15 protein-coding genes are annotated in these 16,334 nt (G+C 42.1%); all 15 read left to right on the top strand.

What is annotated here, in order from left to right; translation table 11 throughout:
* Positions 1–145: 145 nt before the first annotated feature.
* The 15 genes from GMD6S_RS02270 to nadE all read left to right on the top strand — a co-directional run bounded on the left by GMD6S_RS02270 (position 146) and on the right by nadE (position 16,189).
* Complete coding sequence (locus tag GMD6S_RS02270) at positions 146–1,240, top strand: cystathionine gamma-synthase (protein ID WP_000031952.1); 1,095 nt, start codon at positions 146–148, stop codon at positions 1,238–1,240.
* A gap of 7 nt (positions 1,241–1,247) precedes the next feature.
* The gene (locus GMD6S_RS02265) at positions 1,248–2,414 is read left to right on the top strand and encodes a MalY/PatB family protein (protein ID WP_000521335.1); all 1,167 of its coding nucleotides are present in this window, start codon (positions 1,248–1,250) and stop codon (positions 2,412–2,414) included.
* A 91-nt stretch (positions 2,415–2,505) separates the two neighbouring features.
* Positions 2,506–5,601 carry a DEAD/DEAH box helicase gene (locus GMD6S_RS02260; RefSeq protein ID WP_001096261.1) on the top strand — a complete coding sequence of 1,032 codons (3,096 nt, stop codon included), beginning with the start codon at positions 2,506–2,508 and terminating at the stop codon, positions 5,599–5,601.
* Between the two features lie 47 nt (positions 5,602–5,648).
* Entirely contained in the window at positions 5,649–6,260 is a 612-nt protein-coding gene (locus tag GMD6S_RS02255; RefSeq protein ID WP_000806750.1) for a hypothetical protein, read from the top strand.
* A gap of 11 nt (positions 6,261–6,271) precedes the next feature.
* Positions 6,272–7,606, top strand: a complete 1,335-nt coding sequence (gene murC, locus GMD6S_RS02250) for a UDP-N-acetylmuramate--L-alanine ligase (RefSeq protein WP_000048102.1) — start codon at positions 6,272–6,274, stop codon at positions 7,604–7,606.
* A 9-nt stretch (positions 7,607–7,615) separates the two neighbouring features.
* Entirely contained in the window at positions 7,616–8,083 is a 468-nt protein-coding gene (locus GMD6S_RS02245) for a GNAT family N-acetyltransferase (RefSeq protein ID WP_000405313.1), read from the top strand.
* Entirely contained in the window at positions 8,080–8,577 is a 498-nt protein-coding gene (locus tag GMD6S_RS02240) for a GNAT family N-acetyltransferase (RefSeq protein ID WP_000702417.1), read from the top strand. The genes GMD6S_RS02245 and GMD6S_RS02240 overlap by 4 nt, the downstream gene beginning before the upstream one ends.
* Positions 8,578–8,657: 80 nt before the next feature.
* Positions 8,658–10,409, top strand: coding sequence for an endolytic transglycosylase MltG (gene mltG / locus GMD6S_RS02235; protein WP_000927559.1), 1,752 nt, complete (start codon positions 8,658–8,660; stop codon positions 10,407–10,409).
* Between the two features lie 61 nt (positions 10,410–10,470).
* Positions 10,471–10,953: a transcription elongation factor GreA gene (gene greA / locus GMD6S_RS02230; RefSeq protein WP_000818765.1), complete on the top strand. Its 483-nt coding sequence runs from the start codon at positions 10,471–10,473 to the stop codon at positions 10,951–10,953.
* A 76-nt stretch (positions 10,954–11,029) separates the two neighbouring features.
* Positions 11,030–12,394: an amino acid permease gene (locus GMD6S_RS02225; RefSeq protein WP_000097708.1), complete on the top strand. Its 1,365-nt coding sequence runs from the start codon at positions 11,030–11,032 to the stop codon at positions 12,392–12,394.
* A 99-nt stretch (positions 12,395–12,493) separates the two neighbouring features.
* On the top strand, positions 12,494–12,904 hold the full coding sequence (locus GMD6S_RS02220) for a GNAT family N-acetyltransferase (protein WP_000558478.1): 411 nt from the start codon (positions 12,494–12,496) through the stop codon (positions 12,902–12,904).
* Between the two features lie 199 nt (positions 12,905–13,103).
* Entirely contained in the window at positions 13,104–13,313 is a 210-nt protein-coding gene (locus GMD6S_RS02215) for a helix-turn-helix transcriptional regulator (RefSeq protein ID WP_001107495.1), read from the top strand.
* Complete coding sequence (locus GMD6S_RS02210; protein WP_000797150.1) at positions 13,303–13,791, top strand: DUF6773 family protein; 489 nt, start codon at positions 13,303–13,305, stop codon at positions 13,789–13,791. The genes GMD6S_RS02215 and GMD6S_RS02210 overlap by 11 nt, the downstream gene beginning before the upstream one ends.
* 116 nt (positions 13,792–13,907) lie before the next feature.
* Positions 13,908–15,368 carry a nicotinate phosphoribosyltransferase gene (locus GMD6S_RS02205; RefSeq protein ID WP_000283148.1) on the top strand — a complete coding sequence of 487 codons (1,461 nt, stop codon included), beginning with the start codon at positions 13,908–13,910 and terminating at the stop codon, positions 15,366–15,368.
* Positions 15,365–16,189 (top strand): ammonia-dependent NAD(+) synthetase, encoded by an 825-nt coding sequence (gene nadE, locus GMD6S_RS02200; RefSeq protein WP_000058070.1) that lies wholly within the window; start codon positions 15,365–15,367, stop codon positions 16,187–16,189. The genes GMD6S_RS02205 and nadE overlap by 4 nt, the downstream gene beginning before the upstream one ends.
* Positions 16,190–16,334: the final 145 nt, after the last annotated feature.

Raw genomic sequence — 16,334 nt, 5'->3', positions numbered from 1 at the left:
CCAGTCTATTCAACAGGAAAAACGATAGTTTCTCAAGGAACTATCGTTTTTATATAGTTTGAAACTATAACTAGCTCTTGAAAACAAGAAAATGAGTTAGTAAAAATAAGTGGTACAATAGTTACTATAGATTTGGAGGTATTGTATGAGCAAAGAACTACACATCAACACAATTTTGGCCCAGGCTGGGATCAAGTCAGATGAGGCTACAGGTGCCTTGGTAACACCGCTTCATTTTTCAACCACTTATCAGCATCCGGAGTTCGGTCAGTCTACGGGATTTGACTATACTCGTACCAAAAACCCAACTCGCAGTAAGGCGGAGGAAGTCTTGGCGGCAATCGAATCAGCAGACTATGCCCTAGCGACAAGCTCAGGTATGGCTGCGATTGTACTAGCTTTTAGTGTTTTTCCAGTAGGAAGTAAAGTCTTGGCTGTGCGTGATCTTTATGGAGGCTCTTTCCGTTGGTTCAACCAAGTGGAGCAAGAAGGCCGTTTCCATTTTACCTATGCCAATACAGAAGAAGAGCTAATTGCTGAGTTAGAGAAAGATGTGGATGTTCTCTATATCGAAACACCAACCAATCCCTTGATGTTGGAATTTGATATTGCAAAACTTACAAAACTTGCTCATACCAAAGGTGCCAAGGTAGTGGTGGACAATACCTTCTACAGTCCAATTTACCAACGTCCGATTGAAGATGGTGCGGATATCGTTCTTCATTCTGCTACCAAGTATCTAGCAGGGCACAATGATGTTTTAGCTGGGGTGGTTGTGACTAATAGTTTAGAACTATATGAACAACTGTTCTACAATCTCAATACGACTGGTGCTGTTTTGTCGCCGTTTGATAGTTATCAGTTGATTCGTGGTCTTAAGACCTTGTCTCTGCGTATGGAGCGTTCGACAGCTAATGCACGAGAAATTGTGACCTATCTGAAAGGTTCACCTGCAGTCAAGGAAGTTCTCTATACAGGACGTGGAGGCATGATTTCCTTTAAAGTAGTGGACGAAAAACGTATTCCTCATATTTTAAATAGCTTGAAAGTATTCTCTTTTGCGGAAAGTTTGGGTGGGGTAGAGAGTCTGATCACCTATCCGACAACTCAGACTCATGCGGATATTCCAGCAGAAGTGCGCCATTCCTATGGCTTAACAGATGACCTCTTGCGTTTATCCATTGGAATTGAGGATGCTAGAGATTTGATTGCGGACTTGCGCCAAGCTTTGGAAGGATAAGATAGATATGGGAAAATATGATTTTACAAGCCTGCCCAATCGTTTTGGGCACCATACCTATAAATGGAAAGAAGCGGAAGCTGATCGCGAAGTTCTACCAGCCTGGATAGCAGATATGGACTTTGTGGTTTTGCCTGAGGTTCGACAAGCTGTACAAGCCTACGCAGATCAGTTGGTCTATGGCTATACCTATGCCAGTGATGCTTTGATTGAGTCGGTTCAGGACTGGGAAGCTACACAACACGGCTATCACTTTGACAAGGATGCCCTCGTCTTTATAGAGGGAGTGGTACCAGCCATTTCAACAGCTATTCAAGCCTTTACAAAAGAAGGAGAGGCTGTTCTGATTAACACACCGGTCTATCCACCTTTTGCCCGCAGTGTCAAACTGAACAATCGCAGATTGATTACCAATTCTTTGGTGGAAAAGGATGGGCTGTTTGAGATTGACTTTGACCAGTTGGAGAAGGAATTGGTGGAAGAGGATGTGAAGCTTTATATCCTTTGCAATCCCCACAATCCTGGTGGACGTGTTTGGGAAAAGGAAGTGTTAGAAAAGATTGGGCATCTCTGCCAAAAACATGGTGTTTTGTTGGTTTCAGATGAGATTCACCAAGATTTGGCACTCTTTGGTCACAAACACCAGTCTTTTAATACCATTGATCCTGCTTTTAAAGACTTCGCCCTTATCTTGAGCAGTGCCACTAAGACCTTTAATATTGCTGGGACCAAGAATTCCTATGCAGTTATTGAAAATCCCAAGCTTCGTGTTGCTTTCCAAAAACGCCAGTTGGCCAATAACCAGCATGAAATCTCAGGCTTGGGTTATTTGGCGACAGAAGCTGCCTACCGTTATGGTAAGGACTGGTTAGGAGAGTTAAAAGAAGTCATCGAGGACCACATTAACTATGTAGTGGATGTTTTGGGCAACGAAACCAAGATTAAGGTCATGAAACCACAAGGTACCTACTTGATCTGGCTTGATTTTTCAGCCTATGACCTAACGGATGACCGCTTGCAAGAGCTTTTGAAGAATGAAGCCAAGGTTATCTTGAACCGAGGTTTGGACTTTGGAGAGGAGGGAACTCTTCATGCCCGCCTCAATGTTGCTATGCCTAAAACACTTTTGGAAGAAGTTTGCCAACGCATCGTGACCACTTTTGATACACTTTAAAATCGAGCCTTCTAGGAGAAAAGTCTTCCTAGAAGGCTATTTTCATAGGGGAAAATGTGGTATAATGAAAAGATAAGATAAAGGGGTAACTATGGCTAAATTGATTCCAGGAAAGTTGCGCATGGAGGGTGTTACTCTCTATGAGACAGGCAACATTGAGATTATCAAGGAAAAAGGAAATCGCCTCTATACTCGTGTGGCGGGAGAAGACTTGCGCTACAGTTTAGAGGATGATCTTGTTTTTTGTGCTTGTGATTTTTTCCAAAAAAGAGGTTACTGTCTTCACCTCGCAGCGCTTGAGCATTATCTGAAGAACGATGAAGAAGGCCAGGTGATTTTACAAGCCTTAGAAAAAGGACATGAAGAGCAAGAAGAGGTCGAAACCAAGGTTAGTTTTGGTGGTAGTTTTTTGGAGCGTATTCAACCTCAGAAGAGAGAGAAAATCTACACTTTGTCGGCTCAAGGCCAGGTAGAAGCTGGAACCAATCGTCTCCTTTGGACTCTCCGAATCGGTTTAGTTGATAGTCAAAAATATTATGTCATTCGTGACATCCCTCTCTTTTTGAAGGTCTTAGTCCTTCGAAAATCATATATGATTGGGAAACACTATGAAAATGACTTGTCTTGGGATGCTTTTGATACAGCTAGTCAAGAAGTTCTTACTTTTTTATGTGGCTTGATTGAGGAGGGACTGAGTCAAGACCTCTTTTTCCCCAATCAAGGTCGTCACCTCTTTTTCCCTCTGACCTTTTTTGAACAGGGAGTGGAGTTGCTGATGAATTTGGAGGATTTTCATTTCGAACATCAGATTACTAGTTATGAAAATCTTCTCTTTCATGATTTAGATCCAGATGCAGAACTGTTCTCTTTTTCCGTGCAGGAGTATCCTGATTATTTTGAGATGGAGATTTCTGAAAGTGAGCGAATCAACGTATTCTATGGGGGAGCGGTTCTCTTTCGTAAGGGGAATCTTTATCTCTTAAATCCTAAACAAATCAGCCTCCTAAAGGAAATCAAGGAGCTTCCTCAGGAGGAAAGAGGGAGAAAATGCCTCCAGTTTGACAACAGTGATCGTGACCGTCTGGCTGCCTGTCTGCCTTTGTTTGGACAGCTGGGCACAGTTTCTGCTCCTGAGCGCTTGCAAATCAGACCCTTTTCACCAATCTTTTACTTTGATAGGGAGGATGACGGCCGCATCCGCTTGAATATTCAGTTTGACTATGGAGATGTTAAGGTAACTAGTCGTCAACAGCTGGAACAATTACCATTTTCAAGCGATGCCGTCTTGGAAAACCAGCTATTTCAAGTCTGTTTAGGGGCTGGTTTTGAGGCTGATTTTCAGTCTTGGAGACAGGCTTTGAAGCCAGAAGTGGTTTATTCTTTCTTTCACCATACGATTCCAGCTTTTGAGAAGTTGGGTCAGGTTTTCTTGTCTGATGAGATGAATCAGCTCTACAGCGTCCAAGCTCCTCAGGTTCAGATTGAGTCCAAGGGAGGACTGTTGGAAATTCAATTTGATTTCCAAGGGATTGCCCAAGAAGAGATTGATCAAGCTCTTAAAGCCCTGACCAGCAATCAGGATTTCTATATCAGCTCTTCTGATCAAGTGTACTTTTTTGATGAGGAAACCAAGCAGATTCGTCAAAATTTGCAGGAACTGGGGGTTGAGCTAAAAGATGGTTCTTTCCAAGCGCGAAAATCTCTGGCTTATAGCCTTTCTCAGCTTTTTGAAGGTCGAAACAGGATCTCTTTCTCGGAAGAATTTCAGCATTTAGCTCATGATTTGACTCATCCAGAGGATTTTCCTTTGGGAGATATACGGGTGCAGGCGAGTTTGAGAGACTATCAGGAAAAGAGTGTTCGTTGGCTCCAGATGCTTCATCACTATGGCTTTGGTGGCATCCTAGCCGATGATATGGGACTGGGAAAAACACTGCAAACTATTGCTTTTTTGACTAGTCAGGTGACAGAAGATGGTCGGGTCTTGATTTTGGCTCCGTCAGGTTTGATCTACAATTGGGCAGATGAATTTAGGAAATTTGCCCCACAGTTGGATTTGGCTGTCGTTCATGGTTTGAAAGCGAATCGAGAAGCAATTCTTTCTGAAAATCACCAAATCTATGTGACTAGCTATGCCACCTTTCGTCAAGACAGCGAGCTTTATCAAGAGATGGCTTTTGATTTTCTCTTCTTAGATGAAGCTCAGGTCATGAAAAATGCCCAAACCAAGATTGCTCAGAGTTTGCGCCAGTTTGTGGTGCCAGCAGTTTTTGCTTTGTCAGGTACACCCATCGAAAATCATTTAGGAGAGTTGTGGTCTATCTTCCAAATTGTGCTTCCGGGGCTCTTACCAAGTAAAAAGGAGTTTATGAAATTACCGGCTGACCGAGTCGCGCAGTTTATCAAGCCTTTCGTCATGAGGCGTAAGAAAGAAGAAGTTCTTACAGAACTACCTGACCTGATCGAAGTCGTCTATAAAAATGAACTGGAAGACCAACAGAAGGCCATCTATCTCGCCCAGTTGCAACAGATGCGAGACCGCCTAGCGCAAGTGACCGATCAAGAATTCCAGAGAAGCCGGGTAGAAATTTTATCTGGCCTCATGCGATTGCGCCAGATCTGCGATACGCCAGCCCTCTTCATGGACGATTACCAGGGAGCCAGTGGTAAACTCGATAGTCTCCGAGATTTATTGCTACAAGTGGCTGATGGTGGGCATCGGGTCTTGATTTTCTCCCAGTTCAAAGGAATGTTGGAAAAAATCGAGCAAGAACTCCCAGACTTGGGCTTGACTTCCTTCAAAATCACAGGTTCAACTCCAGCTCAAGACAGACAGGAGATGACCAAGGCCTTTAACCAAGGGGAGAGAGATGCCTTTCTCATCTCCCTTAAGGCGGGTGGTGTTGGTCTCAATCTAACGGGTGCTGATACCGTCATCCTAGTGGACCTCTGGTGGAATCCTGCGGTTGAAGCCCAAGCTATCGGACGTGCCCATCGTATGGGACAGGAGCAGAAGGTAGAGGTTTATCGCTTGATTACGAAAGGAACCATTGAAGAAAAAATTCAAGAACTTCAAGAACAGAAAAAGCATTTGGTTTCCCAAGTTTTAGATGGTACAGAGTCGCGTGCGAGCCTCAGTCTGGCAGAAATTCGTGAAATTTTGGGAATTTCTGAAGCCAGCACTTGAAAAATCAAGACAATACGCTATAATGAAGTGTTGAAAGGAAATACAAAATGAAACAAGATCGATTTCCATTGGTGTCAGATGATGAAATCATGCTGACCAAAATGCCAGTCATGGACTTGTACGATGAGTCAGACTTTATTAGCAATATCAAAGGTGATTACCGCGATAAGAACTATTTGGAATGGTCTCCTATCAATGAAGAAGAAACCGTAGTTTCTTCAGTGGTTAATAAGGAGTCAAAACCGAGCTCAGAACCCAAAAAAGTTGAAAAAACCTATGCTGAATTGGCTCGAGAAGAGGCGCGTGCGGACTTGAAAAAGAAACGTTCAGCCAAGTATTTGACTCAGGATGTTAGTCATACTAGACGACACAATGGTTCAACACTTGTTCGTCAAGGAAACCAACCAACAGCACCATTTCAAAAGGAAAATCCAGGTGAGTTTGCCAAATTTAGCAAAAACTTGAGACAGTCCCACTATATTTTAGCTGAAGAAGCTGGACAAGTAGTGACTCCGACTTTAGAAAATCAAGCTGGAAAAGCTAAAAAGAACAACTATGATTTTCTGAAGAAGAGCCAAATTTATAATAAAAAGAATAAGCAATCAGAACAGGAACGTCAGGTTGCCCAAGAGTTGAACCTGACAAGAATCACTGAATAAGGGAGAAAAACATGTCAAAGACATATCATTTTATTGGAATTAAAGGATCAGGGATGAGTGCCTTGGCCTTGATGTTGCACCAAATGGGACATAAGGTTCAAGGGTCAGATGTTGAAAAGTACTACTTTACACAACGTGGTTTAGAGCAAGCAGGAATTACCATTCTTTCGTTTGATGAAAAGAATTTGCAAGGTGATCTAGAAATTATCGCCGGGAATGCCTTCCGTCCAGATAATAACGTTGAAATCGCCTATGCGGATCAAAATGGTATCAGCTACAAACGTTACCATGAATTCCTAGGTAGCTTTATGCGCGACTTTGTCAGCATGGGAGTGGCAGGAGCTCATGGAAAAACTTCAACAACAGGTATGTTGTCACACGTCTTGTCTCACATCACAGATACCAGCTTCTTGATTGGTGACGGGACAGGTCGCGGCTCAGCAAATGCCAAATATTTTGTCTTTGAATCAGACGAATATGAGCGTCACTTCATGCCTTACCACCCAGAATACTCTATCATCACCAACATTGACTTTGACCATCCAGACTACTTTACAAGTCTAGAGGATGTTTTCAATGCCTTTAACGACTATGCCAAACAAATTACTAAAGGTTTGTTTGTATACGGTGAGGATGCTGAGTTGCGTAAAATCACAGCCAATGCGCCAATCTATTACTATGGTTTTGAAGCTGAGGGCAATGACTTTGTAGCTAGCGATCTTCTTCGTTCTACGACTGGTTCAACATTCACCGTTCATTTCCGTGGTCAAGAGTTGGGTCAATTCCACATTCCAACCTTTGGTCGTCACAATATTATGAATGCGACAGCTGTTATTGGTCTTCTTTACACAGCTGGTTTTGATTTGAACTTGGTCCGTGAACACTTGAAAACCTTTGCAGGTGTTAAGCGTCGTTTCACTGAGAAAATTGTCAATGATACAGTGATTATTGATGACTTTGCCCACCATCCAACAGAAATCATTGCGACCTTGGATGCGGCTCGTCAAAAATACCCAAGCAAGGAAATCGTGGCAATCTTCCAACCACATACTTTTACAAGAACCATTGCCTTGTTGGACGAATTTGCCCATGCTTTGAATCAAGCAGACGCCGTCTACCTAGCGCAAATCTATGGATCAGCTCGTGAGGTGGACCATGGTGATGTCAAAGTAGAAGACTTAGCCAATAAAATTAACAAGAAACACCAGGTTATCACTGTTGAAAATGTTTCTCCACTCCTAGACCATGATAATGCTGTTTACGTCTTTATGGGTGCTGGAGATATCCAAACCTATGAATATTCATTTGAACGTCTCTTGTCTAACTTGACAAGCAATGTCCAATAAGGAAAACAGATGGAAATTCCAATCACTATAAGGCAAGCTACCCTATCAGATTTAGAAGAAATGTTGGCGATTGAAGAAGCCAATCCTTCATCAGAAGAGACACTTAGCCACCAATCCTTAGAAGAGAGTATCCGCAAGACTGCGGGTACCTTTCTTGTAGCTGGGGATGAAAATCAGCTCGTGGGCTATGTTTTGGGAGAAGCTCAGTCTCTTCATCCCAAATGGATAGAAGTAAAATCCTTGACTATTCATCCTGACCATTGGGGACAGGGGCTGGGAACTCTTCTTCTTGCAGCCTTGAAACAGGTGACAGTCGAACTAGATTATCAAGGTATTCTTTTGCAGAGTCCTGATGAACTACTATCATATTTTGAAATGAATGGCTTTGTTGAAGAAGAAGTGACCGAGAGTCATTATGGCAGTGGCTCTGAATGGTATCTGATTTGGGGAAATCCCTTTTATCAGGAGGAAATATGAAAATCAGACAAGCAAGATTTTCGGATTTAGATCGGATTATAGAGATAGAGCTGGAGAATTTTTCACTGGAGGAAGCCATTCCTCGTTCGGTCTTTGAGGCCCATTTGCAGGAAATTCAGACCAGTTTTCTGGTAGCTGAAAAAGAGGGGAATATTCTTGGTTATATCGAAGGTCCAGTCGTCCCACACCGCCATCTACATGATCAGTCATTTACAGAAGAAATAAAAGACTATAGCCATCAACCTGGAGGTTATATTTCTGTGACTTGCCTATCTATTGCCAAGGAAGCACAAGCTTTGGGAGTGGGGAAAAGACTATTAAGGGCTTTGAAAGAAGTCGCTTTAGAACATGAGCGAGAGGGCATTAATCTGACGTGTCATGATTACCTTATCGCCTATTATGAAAAGCACGGCTTTGTTAATGAAGGAATATCCCAGTCAAACTTTGCTGGGGAAACATGGTATGATATGGTCTGGCAGCCTGAAAATCAATAAAACTAGCTAGGGAATGCCCTAGTTGGTTGCTTTTCTACGACTTTTAAGATATAATATTATGGATTGTCAACAAGGAGGTAATGCTTTTGACTGAAAAATCAAGAGAAGAAGAAAAATTAAGCTTTAAAGAGCAGATTCTACGTGATTTAGAAAGAGTAAAAGAACAAGATAGAAGAGAGAAAGAAGTAGAGATTCCAAATCTGACGGCTTCATCATCTCAAGCTAGTTCAGCAACTCCTTCAGATCTTGAACCAGAAACATCAACAGAAGAGTTGATGGCTGATTCCCTGTCTGTTGTCGATAAAATTCTAAAGAATGCACCAAGTGTTCCTCCACTTTCAAGTGCTAGAACTGATGAAACGGATGACCAAGAAGAGAAAGAGATTAGACAGCCAATCATCGACAAGATTGAAGTTGTAGAATCTGAAGAACCTCTAGTAGAGCCGATTCATCTGGCTGAAGAACCTGTAGTGGAACCCGTTCAACCTAAGGTAGAACCAGTTGAGCTTAAACCCGAAGAAAAAGAATTTAACGATACTCCGACTAAGGTTGCCGTAACCTATAAAACAGAAGACAAGAAAGAGGAAATCACCCCAGGGATGCCTGAAAGAGTAGAGCCTGTTTCTACAGAATCTAGCAGTGGATTAGCTGATGCTCCGCGTCGTAGTCGTCGTCAAGGTGCAACATCAACTAAGAAAAAGAAAAAATCAAAAGCCAAAGGTTGCCTAGTAACAGTTCTAGTTCTCCTAGTACTCGTTGCAGTCGGTGGTTACTTTGGTTATGGTTACGTTCAAGATTCTTTGAAACCTGTTGATGCGAGCTCTAAGGACTATGTAACGGTTCAAATCCCAGACGGAGCAAACGTTCAAGAAATTGGAAGCACCTTGGAAAAATCTGGTTTGGTTAAACATGGACTGATCTTTAGCCTTTATGCTAAATACTATAGCCATGCTAACTTGAAGTCAGGTTATTACAACTTGAAGAAGAGTATGAGTACGGATGAGTTGATTCAAGAATTGCAAAAAGGTGGGACTCCTGAAGCTCAGGCACCTGTTCTTGCAAACTTGACCATTCCAGAAGGCTATACATTAGAGCAAATCGCTCAAACAGTAGGACAACTTCAAGGTGAATTTAAAGAACCTCTTACTGCGGATGCTTTCTTGGCAAAAGTTCAAGATGAGACCTTTATCTCACAATTAGTAGCCAAGTATCCAAACCTACTTGGAAGTCTTCCAACAAAAGACAGTGGCGTTCGTTATCGTCTTGAAGGCTACCTTTTCCCAGCAACCTATACGATCAAAGACAGCACAACTGTTGAAAGTTTGATTGATGAGATGGTAGCTGCTATGGACAAGGCTATGTCACCATACTACGCTACGATCAAAGAAAAGAATCTGACAGTTAATGAATTGCTCAGCATTGCTTCTCTTGTCGAAAAAGAAGGTGCTAAGACCGAAGACCGCAAGAAAATCGCAGGTGTCTTCTATAACCGCTTGAATGCCGGTATGCCACTTCAAAGTAATATCGCTATCCTATATGCTCAAGGAAAACTTGGTCAAAAGATTAGTTTAGCAGATGACGCTGGAATTGATACAACGATTGATTCACCATACAATGTTTACACACACCTTGGCCTCATGCCTGGACCGGTTGATAGCCCAAGTTCGGATGCGATTGAAGCAAGTGTAAACCAGACAAAGAGTGAGTACTTGTACTTTGTAGCCAATGTTGAAGACGGTAAAGTATACTTTGCAACAACAAAAGAAGAACATGATCAAAACGTTGCAGAGCATATCAATAGCAAGTTACCTCAAGCAAGTAGTTCAAACTAAAATTATGTGGTTTTCCACATAATTTTGTTTTAAAAAAGAAATAGAAAAGAAAGTTAAAAAAATGGCAGAAAAAACTTACCCAATGACCCTTGAAGAAAAGGAAAAACTAGAAAAAGAATTAGAGGAGTTGAAACTCGTTCGACGTCCCGAAGTCGTAGAGCGTATCAAGATTGCTCGTTCCTATGGAGACCTTTCAGAAAATAGTGAGTATGAAGCAGCGAAAGATGAACAAGCTTTTGTTGAAGGACAAATTTCAAGTCTAGAAACAAAAATTCGCTATGCTGAAATTGTTAATAGCGATGCAGTTGCCCAAGATGAGGTAGCAATCGGTAAAACAGTAACAATCCAAGAAGTCGGTGAAGACGAAGAAGAGGTCTACATCATCGTCGGTTCTGCAGGTGCAGATGCTTTTGCTGGTAAAGTATCAAATGAAAGTCCGATTGGCCGTGCTCTAATTGGCAAGAAGACTGGCGATACTGCAACGATTGAAACACCAGTTGGTAGCTATGATGTCAAAATCTTAAAGGTTGAGAAAACAGCCTAAATAGGATGAAAAAGGAGTAGTGAAGGTTTTGCCTTGCTCAACTCCTTTTTGGTTTTTTGGATAAATAGGAGACTATATGAGTTCAAATAAGAAGAAAAATAAAATGGAGCGTGGTTTAACCAATCGCCATGTTCAGGTGATGGCCATTGCGGGAACAATCGGAACCGGACTTTTCCTAGGTGCTGGTCGCTCTATCAGCCTTACTGGACCTTCTATCATTCTGATTTATATGATCACAGGAGCCTTTATGTTTTTGATGATGAGGGCTGTTGGGGAGATGCTGTATCAGGATCCAGAACAGCATACCTTTATCAACTTTATCACCCGTCATTTGGGGAAAGGCTGGGGATATTTCTCAGTTTGGTCTTATTGGCTGTCAGTTGTCTTTATCGGTATGGCAGAAATCACTGCCATCTCAGACTATGTCCGCTTCTGGTTCCCTACCTGGCCTAGCTGGCTGATTCAGCTTGTCTTTTTAACGATTTTGGCTTTGGTCAATCTGATTGCGGTTAAGCTCTTTGGAGAAGTCGAGTTTTGGTTTGCTATGGTCAAGATTGTGGCGATTTTAGCCATGATTGCCACTGGGGTCTTTATGGTTTTGACAGGCTTTAAGACACCGCATGGTGTTGCAAGTTTGGCAAATATCAGCGACCAGTTCTCTCTTTTTCCAAACGGAGTTATGAACTTTGTCATGGCCTTTCAAATGGTATTTTTTGCCTATCTGATGATTGAGTTTATCGGGGTGACAACTTCTGAAACAAAGAACCCTCGTCAGGTCTTGCCCAAAGCTGTTAAGGAAATTCCTCTCAGAATTATCTTCTTCTACGGGGGAGCTCTCATTGCGATTATGGCCATTATTCCTTGGTCTTATCTTAATTCTTCAGATTCTCCATTTGTAACGGTCTTTGAACTGGCAGGGATCAAGTGGGCGGCGGCTCTAATCAACTTTGTTGTCTTGACCTCAGCAGCGTCTGCTCTTAACTCAACTCTCTACTCAACAGGGAGACACTTATATCAGATTGCCCATGATTCGCCCAATCGTTTCTTAAAGGCCATCAAGGTCGATACCCTTTCTCGCCACAATGTACCTCAAAATGCCATCATCGCCTCAGCGATCTTGATTGCTCTGGCTGCCTTTATCAACGTGCTACCAGGTGTTTCAGATGCCTTTGCTTTGATCACCGCATCCTCATCAGGTGTTTACATCGCGATTTATATCTTGATTATGGTGGCCCATCTCAAATACCGTAAGTCACAAGACTTCATGGCTGATGGCTACCTCATGCCTCAGTATCGCTTGCTTAATCCCCTAACCATTCTCTTTTTTGTCTTTGTTTTCGTGACTCTCTTTTTGCAAGAGTCTACCTTCATGGGGGCAGTTGGTTCTGCCATCTGGATCCTTGTTTTTGGGATTTATAGTCAGTGGAAATTTAGAAAATAAATCATGAACTCATCAACTCTGTTTGGTGAGTTTTTCTAGTTTGACAGTCCATCGAAATAAGACTATAATCAAGCTGTAGTAGTTTATTAGGAGGTTTGGATGCACGTTAGATTGGAAAATAAGGAATCGCTTAAAGCGCAAGAAATAGGGGATTTGATTCGTGCTTATAATCGTTCTAAAAGAGAAGAGGCTGAAAGCGAGCCACTGAACCTTTATGTTGAAGACGAAAAGGGCAATCTCATGGCGGGCTTAGTAGCTGAGACTTTCGGAAATTGGTTGGAAATCGAATATTTATTTGTGAAAGAGGAATTGAGGGGACAAGGAATTGGTTCAAAACTATTGGAGCGAGCAGAAAATGAAGCCAAGAATCGAAACTGTCGTTTTTCTTTCGTGAATACTTACCAGTTTCAAGCGCCAGATTTTTATCTAAGCCATGGCTACAAGGAAGTCTTTACCTTGCAAGACTATCCCTACACAGGGCAAAGATACTATTACCAAAAGGATTTGTGATCTAGACTTCTTTCCTTTGAAGAGGAACTTAGCTAAGTATCAAAAAAAGAACGAATACTCTTTATCATGTAAGATGGTAGAGAGTTTTTTGTTAATAAAATCTTACAAAATGACATTTATATATTGCATTAAGTTAGATATATGGTATAATATATTTAAAAAGAAGCGCAACTTTTTAAAAATGTGAAGGAGGATGCTAGTGGCTAAAAACTTAAAATTAAAATTAGCTCGTGTGGAGCTTGATTTAACACAAGGGGATTTGGCAGAGGCTGTAGGTGTTACTAGGCAGACTATAGGTTTGATTGAAGCTGGGAAATACAATCCTAGTCTCTCCCTTTGCCAGTCCATTTGCAGATGTTTAGGCAAAACTTTAGATCAATTATTTTGGGAGGAAGAAGATGAAAAATAGATTTTTTTATTATCAATTATTAGACGAAAGAGAAGAACAACTGATTAACAAAGCTGGGACAGAGTCTTTTAATGTGTTTATCGGGCTCATTCTGCTAAGCTATCTGGTGGCTGTATTATCACCTGCTCTTTTTAATCCTAATATTCTTCTGGTTACCCTTCTTTTAGGAATTTTCTTCTTTTTCAATCGTACACGACAACTTGGAGTGACCTACTATAGTCGTTTTCATTTTACGATTGGAGGGTGTTTGCTGGTGACTCTCGCTATTACGACTCTCTTGATGTTGGAGAATTATCAATTCAATATCGAAATTTATCAGCACAATCCTTTGAACGTTAAATATTTGTCTGCTTGGGCCATCACTTATCTGATCTACCTTCCTTGGGTTTTTATCGGCAATCTTGGCCTTAAAAGTTATGGCGAATGGGCTCAAAAAAAGTTTGAGCAAGATATGGATGAACTGGAGAATGGAGAATAGCTTGTTAGCTTTTTATCAATCTCAGTAAAATGTGTTATAATAGTACTAATTTATCGGATGGTGTGAAAGTGGTAGAATACATTCATACCTTTGTAAAGTAGGAAGAAGGAAAACAGATGTATCCAGATGATAGTTTGACATTGCACACGGACTTGTACCAGATTAACATGATGCAAGTTTACTTTGACCAAGGAATTCACAATAAGAAGGCGGTTTTTGAGGTTTACTTCCGCCAGCAACCTTTTCAGAACGGCTATGCGGTTTTTGCTGGTTTGGAAAGAATTGTACATTATCTTGAAGATTTGCGCTTTTCAGATAGCGATATTGACTACTTGGAGTCGCTTGGCTATCATGGAGAATTCTTGGACTACCTACGAAATCTCAAGTTAGAATTAACAGTTCGTTCCGCTCAGGAAGGGGACTTGGTTTTTGCTAATGAGCCGATTGTACAGGTTGAAGGCCCTCTTGCCCAATGCCAGTTGGTCGAAACGGCTCTTTTAAACATCGTTAACTTTCAAACCTTGATAGCGACCAAGGCAGCACGTATTCGTTCAGTCATTGAAGATGAGCCCTTGATGGAATTCGGGACACGTCGTGCGCAAGAAATGGATGCGGCTATCTGGGGAACACGCGCAGCCGTGATTGGTGGAGCCAACGGGACTAGCAATGTGCGAGCAGGGAAGCTCTTTGGAATTCCCGTACTAGGAACTCACGCCCATGCCTTGGTACAGGTTTATGGAAACGACTATAAGGCCTTTAAGGCCTATGCATCAACCCATCGTGATTGTGTCTTTCTAGTAGATACTTATGATACGCTTCGAATCGGTGTGCCAGCTGCTATTCAGGTAGCGCGTGAGTTGGGTGATAAGATTAATTTTAAAGGCGTTCGTATCGACTCAGGGGATATAGCCTATATTTCCAAGAAAGTTCGCCAACAGTTAGATGAGGCTGGATATCCAGATGCCAAAATTTACGCTTCCAATGACCTCGATGAAAATACCATCCTTAACCTCAAAATGCAACACGCTAAGATTGACGTTTGGGGGGTGGGTACCAAGCTGATTACGGCCTATGACCAGCCAGCCCTTGGAGCGGTTTATAAGATTGTAGCTATCGAAGATGAAACTGGTAAGATGCGCAATACCATCAAGCTTTCAAGCAATGCTGAAAAAGTATCGACCCCAGGTAAGAAGCAAGTATGGCGCATTACTAGTCGTGAAAAAGGTAAGTCAGAAGGTGACTACATCACCTATGACGGTGTGGATGTTGCCAGCATGACAGAAATCAAAATGTTCCATCCGACCTATACTTACATCAAAAAGACCGTTCGTAATTTTGATGCCGTTCCTCTCTTGGTGGAAATTTTCAAAGAAGGAACATTAGTTTACAACTTGCCTAGTTTAACTGAGATTCAAGCCTATGCTCGTAAGGAATTTGACAAGCTTTGGGATGAGTATAAACGGGTACTCAATCCGCAACACTATCCAGTGGACTTGGCGCGTGATATTTGGCAGGACAAAATGGACTTGATTGACAAGATGCGCAAAGAAGCCCTTGGTGAAGGAGAAGAAGAATGAGTTTGCAAGAGGTCATTATCCAGCAACTAGGTGTCAAACCAGTGATTGACGCCCAAGAGGAAATTCGTCGTTCCATTGACTTTTTAAAGAGATACTTGAAAAAATATCCTTTCCTTAAAACCTTTGTACTAGGGATTTCTGGGGGTCAGGACTCAACCTTGGCAGGGCGCTTGGCGCAATTAGCTATGGAAGAAATGCGAGCAGAGACAGGAGATGACAGCTACCAATTTATTTCTGTCCGCCTGCCATATGGAGTGCAAGCTGATGAAGCAGATGCTCAAAAAGCTCTTGCTTTCATCCAGCCAGATGTCAGCTTGGTTGTGAATATCAAGGAATCAGCTGATGCTATGACAGCTGCAGTCGAAGCGACAGGAAGTCCTGTTTCAGACTTTAACAAGGGAAATATCAAGGCTCGTAGTCGTATGATTGCCCAATATGCCCTTGCGGGTGCCCATAGCGGAGCGGTCATTGGAACAGACCATGCTGCGGAAAATATCACAGGCTTTTTTACCAAGTTTGGTGACGGTGGTGCAGATATTCTCCCTCTTTACCGCCTCAATAAACGCCAAGGGAAACAACTCTTGAAGGAACTTGGTGCAGACTCAGCTCTTTATGAAAAAATCCCAACAGCAGACCTAGAAGAAGACAAACCTGGACTTGCTGACGAAGTTGCACTTGGAGTCACTTACAATGAAATTGATGATTACCTTGAAGGCAAAACAATCAGCCCAGAAGCTCAAGCGACTATCGAAAACTGGTGGTACAAAGGCCAACACAAACGCCACCTACCAATCACCGTATTTGATGACTTTTGGGAGTGAGACAGAAATCGGTAACTCGAAGAGTTCGATTTCGTTGTCTCACCCCCGCAACGATGACTAGGTTTGAAAAAGCTTGGTAAAGCGCATTTCAAACCAGACAGCGACTGCGTCAAGTAACTAGATGAAAAACTTGTTTTCTAGCTGT

Source organism: Streptococcus sp. GMD6S (assembly GCF_000297015.1).
This window is presented reverse-complemented; position numbering and strand designations above follow the sequence as displayed.

Coding starts and splice junctions, on each gene's coding strand:
- GMD6S_RS02240 (WP_000702417.1), top strand. CDS start 8,080: ATGAAAATCAGACAAGCAAGATTTTCGGATTTAGATCGGATTATAGAG.
- GMD6S_RS02210 (WP_000797150.1), top strand. CDS start 13,303: ATGAAAAATAGATTTTTTTATTATCAATTATTAGACGAAAGAGAAGAA.
- murC (WP_000048102.1), top strand. CDS start 6,272: ATGTCAAAGACATATCATTTTATTGGAATTAAAGGATCAGGGATGAGT.
- GMD6S_RS02260 (WP_001096261.1), top strand. CDS start 2,506: ATGGCTAAATTGATTCCAGGAAAGTTGCGCATGGAGGGTGTTACTCTC.
- GMD6S_RS02265 (WP_000521335.1), top strand. CDS start 1,248: ATGGGAAAATATGATTTTACAAGCCTGCCCAATCGTTTTGGGCACCAT.
- greA (WP_000818765.1), top strand. CDS start 10,471: ATGGCAGAAAAAACTTACCCAATGACCCTTGAAGAAAAGGAAAAACTA.
- GMD6S_RS02225 (WP_000097708.1), top strand. CDS start 11,030: ATGAGTTCAAATAAGAAGAAAAATAAAATGGAGCGTGGTTTAACCAAT.
- nadE (WP_000058070.1), top strand. CDS start 15,365: ATGAGTTTGCAAGAGGTCATTATCCAGCAACTAGGTGTCAAACCAGTG.
- GMD6S_RS02220 (WP_000558478.1), top strand. CDS start 12,494: ATGCACGTTAGATTGGAAAATAAGGAATCGCTTAAAGCGCAAGAAATA.
- GMD6S_RS02245 (WP_000405313.1), top strand. CDS start 7,616: ATGGAAATTCCAATCACTATAAGGCAAGCTACCCTATCAGATTTAGAA.
- GMD6S_RS02255 (WP_000806750.1), top strand. CDS start 5,649: ATGAAACAAGATCGATTTCCATTGGTGTCAGATGATGAAATCATGCTG.
- GMD6S_RS02270 (WP_000031952.1), top strand. CDS start 146: ATGAGCAAAGAACTACACATCAACACAATTTTGGCCCAGGCTGGGATC.
- mltG (WP_000927559.1), top strand. CDS start 8,658: ATGCTTTTGACTGAAAAATCAAGAGAAGAAGAAAAATTAAGCTTTAAA.
- GMD6S_RS02205 (WP_000283148.1), top strand. CDS start 13,908: ATGTATCCAGATGATAGTTTGACATTGCACACGGACTTGTACCAGATT.